The organism is Bacillus sp. SSR7 (genome assembly GCF_055902415.1).
Genome location: NZ_JBVVXV010000004.1, coordinates 269,257 through 286,882, shown reverse-complemented (window position 1 = coordinate 286,882; position 17,626 = coordinate 269,257). Strand labels below are relative to the sequence as shown.

At 38.3% G+C, this 17,626-nt stretch carries 14 protein-coding genes and 1 riboswitch; of the genes, 7 read left to right on the top strand and 7 right to left on the bottom strand.

What is annotated here, in order from left to right:
* The first annotated feature begins 246 nt into the window (after positions 1-246).
* Positions 247-1,908 (top strand): L-lactate permease, encoded by a 1,662-nt coding sequence (gene lldP / locus AC0NJG_RS11000; RefSeq protein WP_143881679.1) that lies wholly within the window; start codon positions 247-249, stop codon positions 1,906-1,908.
* A 71-nt stretch (positions 1,909-1,979) separates the two neighbouring features.
* Positions 1,980-2,095: riboswitch (TPP riboswitch) on the top strand.
* Positions 2,096-2,208: 113 nt separating this feature from the next.
* Complete coding sequence (gene thiC / locus AC0NJG_RS10995; RefSeq protein ID WP_474063038.1) at positions 2,209-3,969, top strand: phosphomethylpyrimidine synthase ThiC; 1,761 nt, start codon at positions 2,209-2,211, stop codon at positions 3,967-3,969.
* Between the two features lie 101 nt (positions 3,970-4,070).
* Here the strand turns inward: thiC and AC0NJG_RS10990 are convergent, their stop codons facing one another.
* The 3 genes from AC0NJG_RS10990 to cydA all read right to left on the bottom strand — a co-directional run bounded on the left by AC0NJG_RS10990 (position 4,071) and on the right by cydA (position 8,149).
* Positions 4,071-5,429: an arsenic transporter gene (locus tag AC0NJG_RS10990; RefSeq protein WP_087955125.1), complete on the bottom strand. Its 1,359-nt coding sequence runs from the start codon at positions 5,427-5,429 to the stop codon at positions 4,071-4,073.
* Between the two features lie 346 nt (positions 5,430-5,775).
* Entirely contained in the window at positions 5,776-6,801 is a 1,026-nt protein-coding gene (locus AC0NJG_RS10985; RefSeq protein ID WP_087955124.1) for a cytochrome d ubiquinol oxidase subunit II, read from the bottom strand.
* Positions 6,794-8,149: a cytochrome ubiquinol oxidase subunit I gene (gene cydA, locus AC0NJG_RS10980; RefSeq protein ID WP_000381964.1), complete on the bottom strand. Its 1,356-nt coding sequence runs from the start codon at positions 8,147-8,149 to the stop codon at positions 6,794-6,796. The genes AC0NJG_RS10985 and cydA overlap by 8 nt, the downstream gene beginning before the upstream one ends.
* Positions 8,150-8,403: 254 nt before the next feature.
* Here cydA and AC0NJG_RS10975 point away from each other — a divergent pair, with 254 nt between their 5' ends.
* Positions 8,404-8,553 carry a hypothetical protein gene (locus AC0NJG_RS10975; protein ID WP_000283184.1) on the top strand — a complete coding sequence of 50 codons (150 nt, stop codon included), beginning with the start codon at positions 8,404-8,406 and terminating at the stop codon, positions 8,551-8,553.
* Positions 8,554-8,644: 91 nt separating this feature from the next.
* Positions 8,645-9,730, top strand: coding sequence for a transcriptional regulator (locus AC0NJG_RS10970; RefSeq protein WP_140421131.1), 1,086 nt, complete (start codon positions 8,645-8,647; stop codon positions 9,728-9,730).
* Between the two features lie 46 nt (positions 9,731-9,776).
* Here AC0NJG_RS10970 and AC0NJG_RS10965 read toward each other — a convergent pair whose 3' ends face one another.
* Positions 9,777-10,661: a LysR family transcriptional regulator gene (locus tag AC0NJG_RS10965; protein WP_087955122.1), complete on the bottom strand. Its 885-nt coding sequence runs from the start codon at positions 10,659-10,661 to the stop codon at positions 9,777-9,779.
* A 135-nt stretch (positions 10,662-10,796) separates the two neighbouring features.
* Between AC0NJG_RS10965 and AC0NJG_RS10960 the strand changes: the two genes are divergently transcribed.
* Complete coding sequence (locus AC0NJG_RS10960) at positions 10,797-12,797, top strand: YhgE/Pip domain-containing protein (RefSeq protein ID WP_087955121.1); 2,001 nt, start codon at positions 10,797-10,799, stop codon at positions 12,795-12,797.
* Positions 12,798-12,837: 40 nt separating this feature from the next.
* On the opposite strand, the gene AC0NJG_RS10955 is transcribed toward AC0NJG_RS10960, so the two are convergent.
* From AC0NJG_RS10955 to AC0NJG_RS10945, 3 genes are all read right to left on the bottom strand, one after another.
* Complete coding sequence (locus tag AC0NJG_RS10955; protein ID WP_087955120.1) at positions 12,838-13,218, bottom strand: VOC family protein; 381 nt, start codon at positions 13,216-13,218, stop codon at positions 12,838-12,840.
* Positions 13,219-13,260: 42 nt separating this feature from the next.
* A complete protein-coding gene (locus AC0NJG_RS10950) occupies positions 13,261-14,412 on the bottom strand; it encodes an acyltransferase (protein WP_087955119.1) in 1,152 nt (383 codons plus the stop codon).
* 148 nt (positions 14,413-14,560) lie between these two features.
* Positions 14,561-15,778, bottom strand: coding sequence for a dicarboxylate/amino acid:cation symporter (locus AC0NJG_RS10945; RefSeq protein ID WP_000649373.1), 1,218 nt, complete (start codon positions 15,776-15,778; stop codon positions 14,561-14,563).
* Positions 15,779-16,002: 224 nt separating this feature from the next.
* Between AC0NJG_RS10945 and AC0NJG_RS10940 the strand changes: the two genes are divergently transcribed.
* Both AC0NJG_RS10940 and celB read left to right on the top strand, forming a co-directional pair.
* A complete protein-coding gene (locus tag AC0NJG_RS10940) occupies positions 16,003-16,305 on the top strand; it encodes a PTS sugar transporter subunit IIB (RefSeq protein ID WP_087955118.1) in 303 nt (100 codons plus the stop codon).
* 14 nt (positions 16,306-16,319) lie between these two features.
* Complete coding sequence (celB, locus tag AC0NJG_RS10935) at positions 16,320-17,621, top strand: PTS cellobiose transporter subunit IIC (protein ID WP_087955117.1); 1,302 nt, start codon at positions 16,320-16,322, stop codon at positions 17,619-17,621.
* Positions 17,622-17,626: the final 5 nt, after the last annotated feature.

Sequence of the window (17,626 nt, the reverse complement as noted above, 5' to 3'; positions counted from 1 at the left end):
GTTTTGGCAAGCTTTCTATCGATGAACATTACAGCAAGGTGACGATTTTGTAAGATTTTTATGTTAAATAATAAAATTTTCGAAAAAATCTTTTTAAACGGAAATTGTTATGGTACAGTATAAATGAAAGTTATTGAAAACGTTTTCTTAAACGTTTTTTTATTTTAGGCTGAAAGGTATGATGACCTGATAGTCTATTGATGAGGTTATTCTATTTAAAAGGGGATTCTTTAGGGGGAGAGAACAATGAACACATGGACACAAGTTTATGATCCGTTCGGAAACATTTGGATTTCGGCAGCAGTCGCACTTATTCCGATTATCTTTTTTTTCTTAGCTTTAGCAGTTTTCCGCATGAAGGGGTACGTGGCAGGATTTATTACAGTTGTACTTACAATTTTAGTGGCGTTATTCGCTTATAAGATGCCGTTCATGATGGCGATGGCAGCGACTGGATATGGTTTTTTATACGGATTATGGCCAATTGCTTGGATTATCATTATGTCGGTATTTTTATATAAAATATCTGTGAAAACAGGTCAATTCGATGTGATTCGTGCATCTGTATTATCCATTACGAATGATCATCGTTTACTCGTTATTTTAATCGGTTTTTCATTCGGAGCATTTTTAGAAGGGGCAGCAGGATTTGGTGCACCAGTAGCGATTACGGCAGCGCTTCTTGCAGGTCTTGGGTTAAATCCTTTATATGCAGCAGGTCTTTGTTTAATTGCAAATACAGCACCAGTAGCGTTCGGGGCGATGGGTATTCCGATTACAGTTGCTGGACAAGTAACAGGTATTGATCCACATAAAATTGGACAAATGGCTGGACATCAATTACCGTTCTTATCATTATTTGTTCCATTCTTTATCGTATTTTTAATGGACGGGTTGAAAGGGGTAAGACAAACATGGCCTGCTTTACTTGTAGCAGGTAGCTCATTTGCAATTACGCAGTTCATAACAGCGACATTCTTAGGACCAGAACTTCCGGATATTACGTCAGCACTTGTAAGTTTAGTGAGTTTAGCGCTGTTCTTAAAAGTATGGCAACCGAAAGAAATTTATCAATCGGGGCAAGCAAATAGAGAAGTAGCTGCGGCAACGACGGCGACATCTATGCCGAAACTAACAGTAGGAAAAGTCGTAAAAGCATGGTCTCCATTCATTGTTTTAACTGTGATGGTAGTTATTTGGAGCCAAAGTTTCTTTAAATCGTTATTTGCTCCAGGCGGCGCATTGGAAAGCCTTGTGTTTAAGTTTGAAATTCCAGGCTTGCACAATTTAGTAATGAAAGCAGAGCCTATTGTAAATAAAGCGACGCCTTACGAGGCAATTTTGAAGTTTGATGTATTATCAGCAACGGGAACAGCAATTTTAATTGCTTGTCTCATTTCCATGCTGATTTTGAAAATGAGTGTAAAAGATGCAGTGGTAACATTTAAAGAAACTTTAAGTGAACTTAAAATGCCAATTCTATCTATTGGATTTGTATTAGGATTTGCATTTATCGCAAACTATTCTGGGCTATCTTCTACACTAGCATTGGCACTAGCAGGAACTGGCGGACTATTCCCGTTCTTCTCACCATTCTTAGGGTGGATTGGCGTATTCTTAACAGGGTCTGATACGTCAGCGAATGCATTATTCTCAAATTTACAAGCAATTACAGCGCAGCAAGTCGGTGTATCTGAAGTACTTCTCGTTGCAGCAAATACAACGGGCGGTGTAACAGGAAAAATGATTTCTCCGCAATCGATTGCCATTGCTTGTGCAGCAGTAGGACTTGCTGGGAAAGAATCAGATTTATTCCGGTTTACAGTAAAGCATAGTTTGTTCTTCGTAATAATTGTGGGGATTATGACTTATGTTCAGGCTTATTATTTAACTTGGATGATTCCATAAAGAGCAAAAGAAATAAACTTTGCATTTTTCAGATTATCGTGTATGATGAGAAAGTATTGAAAATTAAATCAGTGATAAACTAGGGGTGCCTAACGTATGCGTAGGCTGAGAGAGAAGCGCGTGAACTTCTTAACCCTTTGGACCTGATCTGGCTCGTACCAGCGTAGGGAAGTTAACGGCTTTACATAAAGATGTCTTTTATGAGCCAGGTCCTTATTTTTTTATGGACCTGGCTCTTTTTATTTTGGCATACGCTGGCCATATCTCGTCCTTGTCACGTACAGGGGGGCAATAAAGGTTATGAAACAGTCTGTTTCAGCTGAGCAAATTGAATTGAAATCGAGTTTACCAGGAAGTAAGAAAGTGTATGTGGATGGACCACGAGAAGGTATGAAGGTGCCGATGCGTGAGATTGAACAAAGCGATACAAACGGCGTTCCGAATCCGCCAATTCGTGTGTATGATACGAGCGGTCCTTATACGGATCCAGAGTATAAAGTGGAGCTGGAAAAGGGGTTGCAGGCGCCGCGCCACTCTTGGATTCTAGAGCGTGGGGATGTAGAAGCATACGAAGGGCGCGAAGTGAAACCAGAGGATGACGGTGTGAAGGTGGCTTCAAAACATACACCTGTTTTCCCGCAGATGGATCGCAAACCGCTTAGAGCGAAGCGAGGTGCAAATGTTACGCAAATGCATTATGCGCGTAATGGCATCATTACGTCTGAGATGGAATACGTTGCGATTCGTGAAGGAGTAGAGCCGGAGTTTGTTCGCAAGGAAATCGAGGAAGGTCGTGCTATTTTACCAGCGAATATTAACCATCCTGAAGCAGAGCCGATGATTATCGGACGTAATTTCCACGTGAAGGTTAATGCAAATATCGGTAACTCTGCTGTATCGTCTTCTATTGCAGAAGAAGTAGAGAAGATGACGTGGGCTACTCGCTGGGGTGCAGATACGATTATGGATTTATCTACAGGTAAAAACATTCATACGACGCGTGAGTGGATTATTCGTAACGCGCCTGTACCAGTTGGAACTGTACCAATCTATCAAGCGCTTGAAAAAGTAAATGGAATTGCAGAAGATTTAACGTGGGAAGTGTATCGTGATACGTTAATTGAGCAGGCGGAGCAAGGCGTTGATTACTTCACGATTCACGCTGGCGTATTACTTCGTTACATTCCAATTACTGCAAAGCGTACGACAGGTATCGTTTCGCGTGGTGGTTCAATTATGGCGCAGTGGTGTTTATTCCATCATAAAGAAAACTTCCTATACACTCATTTTGAAGAGATTTGTGAAATTATGAAGCAGTACGATGTTTCGTTCTCTCTTGGAGATGGATTGCGTCCAGGTTCGATTGCAGATGCAAATGACGAAGCGCAATTCTCAGAGCTTGAAACACTTGGTGAATTAACGAAGATTGCTTGGAAACATGATGTGCAAGTGATGATTGAAGGACCTGGGCATGTACCGATGCATTTAATTAAAGAGAACATGGAGAAAGAGCTTGATATTTGTCAGGGCGCGCCGTTCTATACACTTGGGCCGTTAACGACAGATATCGCACCAGGGTATGACCATATTACATCGGCAATTGGAGCTGCGATGATTGGCTGGTTTGGAACAGCGATGCTTTGTTATGTAACGCCGAAAGAACATTTAGGTTTACCGAATAAAGATGATGTACGCGAAGGTGTTATTACGTACAAAATCGCTGCGCATGCGGCTGATCTGGCGAAAGGGCACAAAACGGCTCATCAGCGTGATGATGCACTTTCAAAAGCTCGCTTTGAATTCCGTTGGCGCGATCAATTTAATTTATCTTTAGATCCTGAACGTGCAATGGAGTATCATGATGAAACGTTGCCAGCAGAAGGTGCGAAAACGGCTCATTTCTGTTCCATGTGTGGACCAAAGTTTTGTAGTATGAGAATTTCACATGATATTCGTGAATACGCAAAAGAAAATGATTTAGAAACGACAGAAGCAATTGAAAAAGGAATGAAAGAGAAAGCGAAAGAATTTAAAGACACTGGTAGTCATTTATACCAATAACACGTTACACCTCTTTACTTGATTGATCACACTGTAGTACCTAACTTAAATATAGAAGAAGCCCGCTTTGCTAAGACGGTAGCAAAGTGGGCTTCTGTCGTTTATAAAGCGAAGAAGAGGTGTACCCAGTAGAATAAGAGGAATAATGTGACGACTGTTGTGAGTGGAATAACGATAAGGGATACACTTAAATAGTCTTTCCATTTTACTTTAATTTTGTTTTGTCTCAGGATATACATCCAAATAAGGGAAGCTAGCGTACCAATTGGTAGTAATAGTGAACCGATGTCACTACCAATAATGTTTGCGAGATAGATAGTTTTTAAAGTGATTGGGTCTAGTCCCATTTCTGTTAATGTGATCGTACCAATCATAAGTGCAGGGTGATTATTGAAGACGTTAGAGAGGAGGGAAACGAGTCCGCCCATTGCAAAGCTAGCATAAAGTAGATGTTGATTTACAACTGGCTCAAGCCATTGTACAAGGGCAGCTGTTAAACCTGCATTGTGAAGTCCGTAAATAATGACGTACATAGAGAAAGCGAAAATTAAAATGTGCCATGGTGTCTTTTTCAAAATATCGATAGGGTTTGTTCGTAAGTAGTACCATCTCCAGATAAGAAGAACGAGTGAACCGAGTACGGCAACGATTTCGATTGGAATAGATAAGAAGGATGCAACGAACAGAAGACAGCGCATAAGGAAGACGAAGCCTAATACTTTTAGCATGAATTTTGTACGTTTTTGTTTCGTATCAACAGAATTTTTTCCCTTTAACGGATGGAAGTTTTTCGTGAAGAATATTTCTTCGATATCATATGAAGAAACAGGTAATTTTTTCGGAAGTTTTTTCTTCAAAACCGTATACATGAGCCATGACATAAACAATAGTCCTAATGTTGCAGGTACAAACATCATAGCAGTATGCATATAAAGAGTCATATGGACGATGTTTAATGCGATTAAATTTACGATATTACTTACACCAATTGGTGCGCTAGATGCAGTAGCGATTAAAGCACCGCTTAATAAATAAGGGATTTGTTGGTGAGGTTTTAATTTAAGGTTTCTTAGTAATAAAATTAGGATTGGAGTTGTAATTAAAATACTACCATCGTTATTAAATAAGAGAGTCATAAGAAAACATAATAATTGAATATACCAGTATAAACGACGACCAGAGCCTTTTGCTAAATTTGCAAGTTTCGCTGCGGACCAGTGGAAGAAGCCGAAGCTTTCTAATATAACCGCCATAACGATGGTCGCTAATATTGTTATGGAGGCACCGCCAATTTTACTAATAATGTCCATGACGTCTGGTTTTGATACAAGTCCAGTAATCAGGATAATGCCAGCACCAATTGCTGCCGGCCACGCCTCATTTAAACCACGAGGTCGCCAAAAGATAACAATCATCGTTAGGAAGAATACAATAATAGTAATCCATATTTCAATGCTCATATTTTGCCTACCTTTCTATTTTTCCTTGAACAAGTAGCTTGTCTCAAGTTTATATTGGTAGTATATTCAGCAAAAAATAAGAAGAACTAGACGTATAACGGAGTATAGTGAATATGTGTTTTTCAAGTTATGGGACAAGTATCTCTCTTAGTGAAATAACTATTGTGAGAGGAGTCTATAAATTGCTGGGGCAGTAAGGTAGTATATGAAATTTATATGAGCGATTATTGAAATATATCGATCGCAAATCAAAATATATGAGCGATTTTTAAAATATATCGATTTACCGAAAAAAATGACAAAAGGGTCCATCCCAAAATATCTTTTGGAACAGACCCACACAATATTATTTTTCCTTCAAAAAAGTTCGATCCTTCAAGAATAAATTCCAGAAGAAAATAAATCCTGGTAATAAAATTGCGATCCCAATTGCATATAGAATAAGTAATGCATAGAATGTTTCTGTCGTTGTAAAGCTCGTAAATACAGTTACATCAGGATAAATAATATATGGTAAATGCGCAACGCCGTAAGCGTAACTTGCAAATGCATATTGAGCGACGACTGCTAAAACGGCAATGCGAGGGTATCCTAGTGCGCCATACTTTTTGTTTGTCCACCAAAGAGAAGAGTACCCGATAACGAATAAAACGATAGAAACTGTAAACCATGGGAATTGCTTGATTAATCCTTGCATCAGCCAGTGTGTTTCCGGATCCATTACAACGAGGGCGATAATTGCCGTGACGAGCGTTGCAGGGCCAAGGATGATCGCGTTTCTTCTATAAATTTTATATGCATCTTCTGAACCTTGTTCTCTCGCAAAATCAGCAAGAAAGAGAGAGGAGAGAAATAGTTCCGAAGTTAGTCCGAAGAGCATGTAACAGTAGATCACCGGGCTAGAAAGAAGTTTTCCATAAAGGAGTACTTCTTTTCCTTCAGACATTGTAATATAAGCCCCCTCTGTAACAGGTAAAACGGTAATTAATAGAGCAGGAATTAAGAGCCCTGTAATACCTGAAATAATACGAAGAAGGTGTTGGTACTTAGGCAGAGAATAAGCAAATACCATAAATGTACTGCGAATTGCCACGAGTACTAAAATTAACATAACTGGTACGAACATGACTGTCGCAAGGGTGAAAGCAGCTTTCGGAAAGAAACCGAGAAAAGCGACAACGACAAAGACGAGAAATGTATTTGTTACTTCCCAGGTTGGTGATAAGTATCGATTGGCAAGCTTGGCAGCGAGCGTTGGATGTTTTGCGTATACCATGCCCCAAAAACCTGCTCCAAAATCGATGGACCCTAATATACTATATACGAAAATAAGAGCCCATAAGATGATGATTGCAATACTTTCCTCATGCACGAGAATCGCCTCCTTCGTGATGTAAATCATTTGTAAGCGGATGTTTCTTAAAGAATGTTCGTAGTACAAAAACTGTTAAAATACCGAGTCCAATATATAAAATGATGAATAGAATAAATAAAGGACCGACAAAATCAGCGCGTGTAGAAGCGTCGACTGTACGTTGCATACCGTAAATGGTCCATGGCTGACGACCGCTACAGCTGAAAATCCACCCAAATTCAATGCCGAGCATCATAACTGGTCCACATGCGGCAGCTCCCCAAAGAAGCCACTTCGGTAGCTCTGTTCCTTTTTTTCGGTAAACAAAGTACCAATATAAGAGGGCAATTGCTGCAACTGCAAAGGTAAAGGCAGCAGTGCCAACCATTAAATTGAACAGTGTATGCGTGTAAAATGGTGGCCATGTTTCTTGTGGAAATTCCTTTAGTCCTTTTACGACAGTGCTAGGGTCTAGTCCTACTAGTAGGCTAAGCATGTTCGGAATTTCTAGTGCGTAGTTTAGTTCAAGTGTGTTAGGATCTACAACGCCGCCAATTGATAACGGTGCATGTGATGTCGTTTCAAATAAAGCTTCAGCAGATGCCAGTTTTTCAGGGGAATGCTTATGTAAAGCAATTGCCGATTCGTGTCCCGAAAGCCACATCGTAGCGCCTGTAATAAATGTCACGACGAGTCCTAACAGTAGTCCTTTTTTATGATATGCCACTTCACGTTCACTTACATTCTTCTTTAATAATTTAAATCCAGCGATAGAGGCAATGACGGCAGCTCCAGTTGCGTAGGCTGTAATCACAACGTGGAATGCGCTCGTGCCAAAACTCGGATTAAAGAAAGCTTTCCACGGATCAACGTTAAAAACTGATCCATCTGGCCCCATTGAAAAGCCCGCGGGTGTATTCATCCATGTATTTGCCGATGTAATAAGCACGGCGGATGCCGTGGCACCAATCATAACGAAGAATAGCGAGATTAATCTCATGAATGGAGGTAGTTTGTCAGCTGCATATACATAAATGGACATGAACAAAGCCTCTAAAAAGAAGGCGAAAATCTCAATTTGAAAGGGCACAGAAATAACTTGCCCAACAATTTTGGCAAAACCAGGCCAAAGCAGTGAGATTTGCACACCAACGATTGTTCCAGTTGGAATTGCTACACCAAGAAGGATGGCAAAGGCCTTTGTCCATCTTTTCGCCATAATGGCGTAGTCGGAATCTTTCTTCCAGTGATAGAGTATTTCACTTATAAAAATCATTAATGAAAGTCCGACACCAAGTGTTGCGAAGATAATGTGGAATGCTAGTGAAGAACCGAAAAATGCTCTTGCTAATGTTACCGTATCCATATGTAAACTCCTCTTCTTTTTTGCCATTATTTTCTGATTGAATTGGAAGATTTATTCAAAAAAACTTCCAAAAATATATATGTATTTAAAAAGTGAATATGATAATATTATGTTTGAATATTCTAAATAGAAAGAAGTTCATGTTTAATAATATTTTGTTTGTTTTTTAGTGAGGAATATTTTATAATCTTTTATGCGAACATAAGTTCTGTTTTTGAAATGAAGAAGTTTATGTGAAATGGAGAGGATGTTTGATGTATCCTGAAGTCATTAAAAAGATGGCATTTTCAAAAGAGCATAGAGATTTATTATTGAAGCTGTATAATAAAGAGATTACGCGTAGTGAGTATGATCGACTCGTGGAATCGCTATATAGACCTTCTAAAGAGGCTTGTGAGGGATAGAGGAACGGGAGACAATCTAACAGATTGTCTTTTTTACATTTACGTATGTTCTGGTAAAATTAAGGATAGCCTTACTAGGGAGGTGAAAAGTTTGCGGAAACGTATATATATAGTGATTGGAGTTATCCTTTTAATCGCTTTAGGTGGAATTGTATTTTGGTCAGCTTTGCAAGGAAACCGTACGGAACATTTTATTTTAAGACATATGGTGAATGAAAATGGGACGCTTGCTACATATCGTTTAGAGGATACAAAAGCAGGTACCGGTGAAGCGAAAGGCCGTGAAGCTTTATCGGAATCAGCAGGACTATGGTTGCAATATACACTCGATAAAGACGATCAAGCGTTATTCGATGAACAAGTTAAGGTTATTCAAAATAACTTTGTACATAAGAACCAAATTGTTTTATGGAAAATCTCTGAAAAGGGAGAAATGCAGTCAGCTACAAATGCACTTATTGATGACCTTCGTATTATAGAACAGTTATATCGCGCTTATGAAATGTACAAGGAAGAGCGCTATAAAAACTTGGCAGATCAATTGAGTGATGCTGTAATTCGTTATAATAAGAAAGATAATTATTATGTTGATTATTATGATGCAGATGCAAGGAAACAAAATGATTTTGCAACAACGTCATATATAAATCCGCGCGCGTTCTCCTATATGAAAAAGTATGGCAAAGTTTCTGCTCAGCAATATCAGGAAGTCGTTCAATTTTTAGCGGATTATCCAAGGCATGGATGGGCATTCCCGAAAGAGTATAAAGCAGATGGTACATTTACGTATGACAAAGAAGTGAATCTTATTGACCAATCATACGTTGCATATCATCGTAGTTTAGGTGGCCTTTCATCCGATGCTTATTTGGAATTTATAAAGAAGAAATTTCAGGAGGATGGAAAGTTATACGGTCGTTACAATTTAGAAACGGGAAAACAAACTGTCAATTATGAATCGCCAGCGGCTTACGGATTAACGATTTTGTACGTACTACAAACAGGTAATACAAAGTTTGCAAAGGAATTATATGATCATATGGCCACATTCCGAAATGACAACGTATTTAGTAGATATTACGGTGGATATGTAACAGGTGAAAATAACAATACGCATATTTTTGATAATGTTTTGCCGCTTTTAGCTGAAATAGAATTAGAGAAGAGTGAAAAATAAAAGGTGCCACCCTTGGGGATGGCACCTTTCATTTTTTGATATTATTTTACGTCCTAATATTGGAGAAGTAATCAATCACGAATTCACGGAATTGCTGGGCAGTTTTTGATAAGTAACGTTTTTTTGACCAGCTTAACCCAATCGTTCGCTCACAATTTGGTTCAATAATACGTAACTTATTTAATGCTAAAGTAGAGTTTTTTAATAAAGTTAAACTTGGGACAAAGGCGATGCCGAGGCCTTGCTTAATAAGGTCGCTAATCACGGTTGGTTCATCTACTTCAAAAGCGATATGTGGAGTGAAGCCAGCTTCTTTACAAAATTCATCTGTTAAGTGCCGAAATCCATAGCCAGTGTTCATACTAATGAACGGTTCGTCTTTTACTTCATGTAGATAGATACTTTTACGTTCTGATAAACGATGACCTGAAGGGACGACTAAGAAAATTTCTTCGGTAATAAGTGGTTCCCAAATAATCTCTTCGCCTTCAATTGGCACAGAAGAAATGCAAAAGTCAATTTCTATATTATCTAGTTGTCGTTTCATAGAAGGAGTAGATGCGAGAAATTGTTGGAATCGAACGTTAGGATGTTCTAGTAAAAAAGAACCAATTAGTTCGGGTAATATTCTTGGAATAGAAACAGCCAACGTAATAGAGCTTTGTTGTAAGTCAGCTAAATCTTTAATTTCTCGTTCGCCTTCACTTAATTCATGAAAAATGCGCTCTACTCGTTTTAAGAATACTTTCCCGAAAGAGTTTAATGTAATTTGTCGCCCTTGGCGGTCAAATAGCGGAACGCCTAAGTCCTTTTCTAATCTAGCAATTGTTTTGCTGAGCGAAGGTTGTGCGATATGCAATTCCTCAGCCGCTTTTGTCATATGTTCTAATCGTGCGACTGTTTGAAAGTATTTTAGTTGAAGAAGTTCCATTTTGACTCTCCTATCTATAGATCGAAAGGAATGAATTGATAATTAAAGATGTATTATACAGTATGAAAAGTGACGTGTATAGTAAATCTGTTAAACCATTGTAATGGTGTGAAATTAGGAGAAGGAGTATGTTTCATGAATGGAATTCAACTTATATTTAAAGATTGGAAAGCGATGTGGCACCATAAACATGGGCGTATCGCTTTAATTTTTTTATTAATCGTTCCTTTAATTTATTCAGGATTCTTTTTAGCTGGATATTGGGATCCATACGGACGATTAGATAAATTACCTGTTGCGATTGTGAATTTAGATAAAGGCGCTGCGATGGATGAGAAAACAATTCATGCAGGAGACGATTTTGTAAAAAATTTAAAAGAGAATAAGGAACTGGCTTTTCATTTCGTATCAGAAAAAAATGCTGAGGAAGGGTTAAAAGAAGATAAGTACTATATGGTTGTTACGATTCCAGCCGATTTCTCTAAAAAGGTAAGTACACTTATGGATGAGAAACCAGAACCAGCACAATTGCAGTACAAAGTAAATCCGGGTAAAAACTTTGTAGCAGCGCAAATTGGAACGACAGCTGTTGAAAATATGAAAACAAAAATTTCAAATAGCATTACGAAATCTTATACAGAAGGTGTCTTTTCAAAGTTTCAGGACTTAGCACAAGGGTTGAGTGATGCAAGTAATGGTGCTGGGAAGTTACATGAAGGAACGACAGATGCAAGAAATGGGGCAAATCAACTTGCAGATGGTATTCATCGTTTAAGTGAAGGGACATCAAAAGTGAAAGAAGGAAGTGAAAAACTTGCTTCTAGTAAATCAGCCTTAACTGAAGGAGCGAATGAGCTAAGTCAAGGAGCAACCTCACTTCATAGCGGTATGGAGTTATTGACGCAAGGTGAAAAAACGTTACAATCAGGGGTTAGTGAATTAAGTGCTGGTACAAATGAATGGGTGAACGGAAGTGAGAAATTTGCTGAGGGGCAAGTGAAAGCGGACAATGCAGCAAATAGTGTAAAACAACAATTAGAAGAGTACGTGAAAAATCATCCAGAAGTGCAGCAAGATCCTGCTTTTCAAAAGATTATCGCTACTTCTAATGGATTAGCTCAAGCAACAAACACTTTAAATCATAGTCAGAAACAATTGACACGAGGTGCACAGAAGCTTGCAGATGGTCAGCATAAGGTTGAAGAAGGTATGAATACATTCGGAGTTAAGTTAAATGAAGCTACTGCTGGAACGAAAAAGATAGCAGATGGTGCTACAAATTTAGCTGGTGGATTTACGAAATGGGGAACTGGATTTACATCATTACAAGAAGGTGTAAATCAACTTGCGAATGGCGGAACAGAGCTGAATCATGGTGCTGATCAGTTAACGAACGGACTTGTTAAACTTGACGATGGTGCGAAAGAACTTTCTACGAAATTGGGAGAGGGCGCAGAGAAGATAGCGGATGTTCGCAATGATGATGCACGCAATACGATGTTCTCAGAGCCGGTTCAATTAGTGAAGTCAACAGTTTCTGACGTGCCTAATTACGGTTCGGGTATTGCACCATATTTCTTATCGCTTGCATTTTATGTTGGCGGAATTATGGCATCAAATATTTTACCGCTTGGCCGTAGACAAAATATGAAAGTAAGCGGAACGGTACATTTTATTAATAAATTAGGATTAGTATATGTAATTGGACTTATTCAAGCATTACTAGTGGATGTGGTTGTGCTAGGATTTATGAAATTAGAAGTTGCAAGTGTGCCACTCTTTGTTTTATCAAGTATCGTTATTTCCTTTACGTTCATGACGTTTATTCTTATGTTAGTAACGGTGTTTGGTCTTGTTGGAAAGTTCTTAGCGGTAACGCTTCTCGTCTTGCAATTAGCGACGAGCGGTGGGACTTTCCCAGGAGAATTAAATATAGCTGTTCTTAGCAAGATTGGACAATTTCTCCCAATGTCCCATTCTCTTAGAGGATTGCAAGATGTGATTTCTTTAGGAGATTGGTCGCAATTACAAATGCAAATTTTAATATTGTTATGCTATCTCGTTGTTGCTGGTGGAATTGCTTGGATTACGAGCCATATACAACATAGGGAAACGAATGCAGAACAAGTTTCTTAAAATGAAAGAAGCTATCCGGTTTTTTCGGATAGCTTCTTTTTTATTTGCGTTCCATTACCGCAAAGTAATTGTTTTCGTTATCAGCGAAGTTAAAAGCTCTGCCAGTAGGTAAATCTACAACTTGTCCAACAGTAACGTTTTTCTCAGAAAGATCTTTATACAGTTGATCTAAGTTGTTAGAGAAGAACATAAGTGAAGGTGTATGTAAGTTTAATTCAGGTTGCATTTTTGCAATTAACGCTTTATCGTGAAGGACGATGCTTGTGCTTGCTTCTTTTGACGGTGCAATTTCAATCCAGCGAAAACCTTGTCCGTTATTTTCTTCCGCAATCATTTGGAATCCTACTGTCTCAGTCCAAAATTGTACTGCTTCATCTTGATTATTTACATATAGCATAATTTGCCCAATTTGATTAATCATAGGTGTGTCCTACTTTCTTTTCTTTTATGGAATTCTATTATATCAAAGATATGGTTTGAATACCTTTTCGTGATTTTTCGGAAGTACAATCTTAGCCCATTTCATCGTAGGAGAAGGTCCTGTAATCCATGTATGAAATGGTAGTGTACTGCATAGGACCATTGCTGAAATCGAGATTGTGGCTGTTATTGTAAATAATAATAAGCTATATAATATTGTGTTTTCTTGCAGTGTGAATAAAGAAAGAAACTTTGTACATAGTTGCAAGAAGAGAAAGTGAGCTAAATAAGCACCATACGTGTAATTCCCGATAAATCGTAAAGCTTTATATAAGAAACCGCGTCGCTGTACGATTGTAATAGACAGCACGTAAAGTATGATAATTTCGCATACGATATATAAAAACATAGACGGTTTTAAATAAGTCGAAACGGTTAAATGAATAGAGTTTGCTCCGTAAAAACTAAATAACTCATAATTGATGAATAAAAATAAGACGAAAAATAATATTGTGATTAGTGGGATATGTTTCATGACAAATAGTCGCCAAGTTTTTAGTGCTACAGCCGCGATTCCTCCCATGACAAAATAGAACGAATAGAAGAAGAAGGAACGATCTGTATAATGTAAAATGGTTGAGCTAGTCAATTTCTCTCCATTAAAAATGTAGTGCGAAGAATACCACATTAAGAGGAAATATAGAGAAGCAAAGACGGTCATATATTTATATATGTCTTTTTTATTTTCTGTTCGTTTTTGAAACCAATAAAATAGTGTGCACAGTAAAGGGAACAGTAGGTGAATTTGAAACATCATAATTACATACCAAAGATGGGGTGCGGCTGTTCCGAGTAATAAACTTTTTATTCCGCCTTGTAATGTGATCATATCGTTTGTTGTTAATAAGTAAAGAATAGACCAGAAGAGATAAGGAATGAGTAAATGTGCGGCTTTTTCAGAAATATATTCTTTGTATACTAATTGCTTTGTATAGTGACGAATTAAGTGGAAGCCGACGATAAATATGAATGCAGGTGCTGAAAATTTTGCAAGGTTAAATAGCATGCCCATAATGAGGGATTGCTCAAGTAAGACATTTCCTTGATTCATTGTATATAATAACGAACTTTGCAAAACGACAGCAAGGAATGCAATGCTTTGCAAAACTTTAAATTCTGGTGCGCTTTGTGTCATCATGTCCAACTCCTTTTCCATACATGATTATAGTACGGAGAATGGATAATGGATGTGGAATATTTGTGAAGATTTTAACAAATTTGTGGCGGAATGGATTAACAACAAAAAAAGAGGATGCTCGTTTGGAGCATCCTCTTTCTATCTATTAAGCAAATTTGTTTTTGATCCAGTTCTTACCTTCTACAAGGCGAGCTGTCATTACGGCACAAGCGTTATCTGCTGTTACGTTTAACATCGTTGCAGGAGGATCAATGATAGTACTAATCGCTGCAATAATTGGCAATGCTTCTGGCGGGAAGCCGTATAGAGAAACGATTAACATTTCACCAATCATACCTCCGCCTGGAATAGCGCCCATTACTGTTCCTACTAATAAAGAAACAACAAGTGCGATTGCTAATGTTTTTGGTCCTTCGAATTCCATGTTGAAAATACCGAATAAGAAAGCAATTTTTAATACGCCGCCTAAAACAGAGCCGTCTTTATGGAGTGTAGATCCAAGAAGGACAACTGTTTCACGAACGTCAGAAGAGATACCCATTTTCTTCGTTGCTTCTAAGTTTGCTGGAATACTTGCGGCACTACTACAAGTTGCAAGAGATGTAACTGTAGGAGAGACCATGTTCTTCCAAAATACTTGTACACCTTGCTTGCGACCTGCAAGGTATGCATAGAACGTAAAGAATACAAAGAAGTAAATAAGAGATGCTGGATAGTATACCATTGCTGCTCGGAAATAAGTTCCAAGAAGCTGTGGTCCGAATTCACCAACTAATGCTGCGAAGTAAGCAGCAAGTCCGATTGGAGCGTAGTACATAATGAAAGATACAACTTTCATTGAAATTTCTGCACCAGCTTGTAAGAATGTAGCGAATGGTTTGCCTTTTTCACCAACTGCTGAAGTTGCAACCCCCATTAAAATAGAGAAGAAAATAAGAGCTAACATATTTTCACGAGATAGTAACTTCGAGAAGTCAGATACTGTTAGAATACCGACGATTTGATCTGCAACACTAACTGCTTTTTCAGCTTTGTCAGGTTGGGTTAGTTCTAATACAACACCTTGTGCTGGCGGGAATACTTTCACGACAATAATCATAAAAATAGCAGCTAAAATACTTGTAAATAAGAAAGTCCCAGCCATACTAGACATAATTTTACCGAAACGTTTTAATCCATCCATATTAGCAATAGATGACGCGATGCTAAAGAACACTAACGGTACAACAATCGTAAACATTAAGTTTAAGAAAATGTCACCAAGCGGCTTTAAAGCAACTGCATCGGCACCCATGAAATAACCAATGAAACCACCAATTAGGATAGAAGATAATAAAATAAGTGGAAAGCGATACGCCTTCATAAATATATCCTCCTATCAATTATAAAAAATCATACTGAATTATTATAGCGAGTTAGAGCCCTCTTTACTAGGAGAATACGGATAGATGGAATAGCGTGAAAACCGAGAAATTTTTGTTTTTAAGCTCGGCATACAGCAGGAAATCTAGACATATATATTTGTAACCTAGTTGTGGTAAGGGATGCGCCGTAACTTAGGTTTGGAAAAAGGGGGAGGGAAAAAGGATGAATATTTTACTTTGCTGTGCAGCGGGAATGTCTTCTAGCTTGATTGTTACAAAAATGGAGAAAGCAGCAGAGGCAAAAGGGATAGAGGTAAAGATCTGGGCTGTATCAGGTTCTGAAGTAAATAGTCACATAGATGAAGCTGATGTACTTTTACTTGGACCGCAAGTACGTTATTTATTACCGAAAATGAAAGAATTATGTAAGGGGAAAGGAGTACCTGTTGATGTCATTCAATCCGTCCATTACGGACTTTGTAATGGAGAAGCTATCTTGCAAGCAGCTTTGTCAATGAAACCATGAGGAGAGTGGGATAGATGATACGGTTTTTAGAGAAATATGTAATGCCGGTAGCAGGAAAGGTTGCAGAGCAGAGGCATTTGCTAGCAATTCGTGATGGACTTGTATTGACGATGCCGTTCTTAATTATAGGATCAATTTTTCTTATTATTAGTACATTACCAATCCCCGGGTATAGTGAATTTATGGCAAGTTTGTTCGGGAAAAACTGGAACGTAGCATTAGGGTATCCAGTTAGTGCAACTTTTAATATAATGGCTTTAATAGCCGTTTTTGGAATCGCTTACAGGCTTGGGGAATATTATAAAGTGGACGCTCTAGCATCCGGGGCATTGTCGCTTGTGACATTTTTACTTGCAACTCCATTTCAAGTTGCATATATCATGCCGGGTACGAAAGAAAGTATACTGGTAGATGGAGTAATTCCAGCGGCATTAATGGGAAGCCAAGGTTTATTTGTAGCGATGATTATTGCAATTATATCTACTGAAATATACCGATTTCTTGTACAAAAAAAGATGATTATAAAAATGCCTGAGACAGTTCCACCGGCAGTAACGCGTTCATTTGCAGCGCTTATTCCTGGGTTTATTGTTGTGACAGTTGTTTGGATCATTAGATTGATTTTTGAACACACAACTTTCGGAAGCATTCATAATGTTGTAGGGAAGCTACTGCAAGAACCGCTGAGTATACTTGGTGCTAGTCTTTGGGGAGCAGTTATAGCGGTTATTCTCGTTCATGTCCTTTGGGCGTGTGGAATTCATGGAGCTACAATTGTGGGCGGTGTAATGAGCCCGATTTGGTTATCGTTAATGGATCAGAACCGGATTGCTTTTCAAGCGGGCCAAGATGTACCGAACACGATTACTGCACAGTTTTTTGATTTATGGATTTATATGGGCGGTTCTGGTGCAACACTAGCCTTAGTTGTCGGAATGTTATTGTTTGCGCGAAGTCAGCAATTAAAAAGTTTAGGACGATTGTCAATTGCACCTGGTATTTTTAATATTAATGAAATGGTAACTTTCGGTATGCCAATTGTCATGAATCCACTGTTACTTATTCCATTTATAGTAGTTCCAGTTGTGTTAACAATTGTTTCTTATTTCGCAATGGAGTGGGGATTGGTGGCTCGTCCAAGTGGTGCTGCTGTAACATGGACGACACCAATTCTATTTAGTGGATATTTAGGATCGGGTGGCAAAATTTCAGGTGTGATTTTGCAACTCGTTAATTTTGCACTAGCGTTCGTCATATATTTACCATTCTTAAAAATATGGGATAAACAAAAATTAGCGGAAGAAAAGGGGGCGTAAAGAAC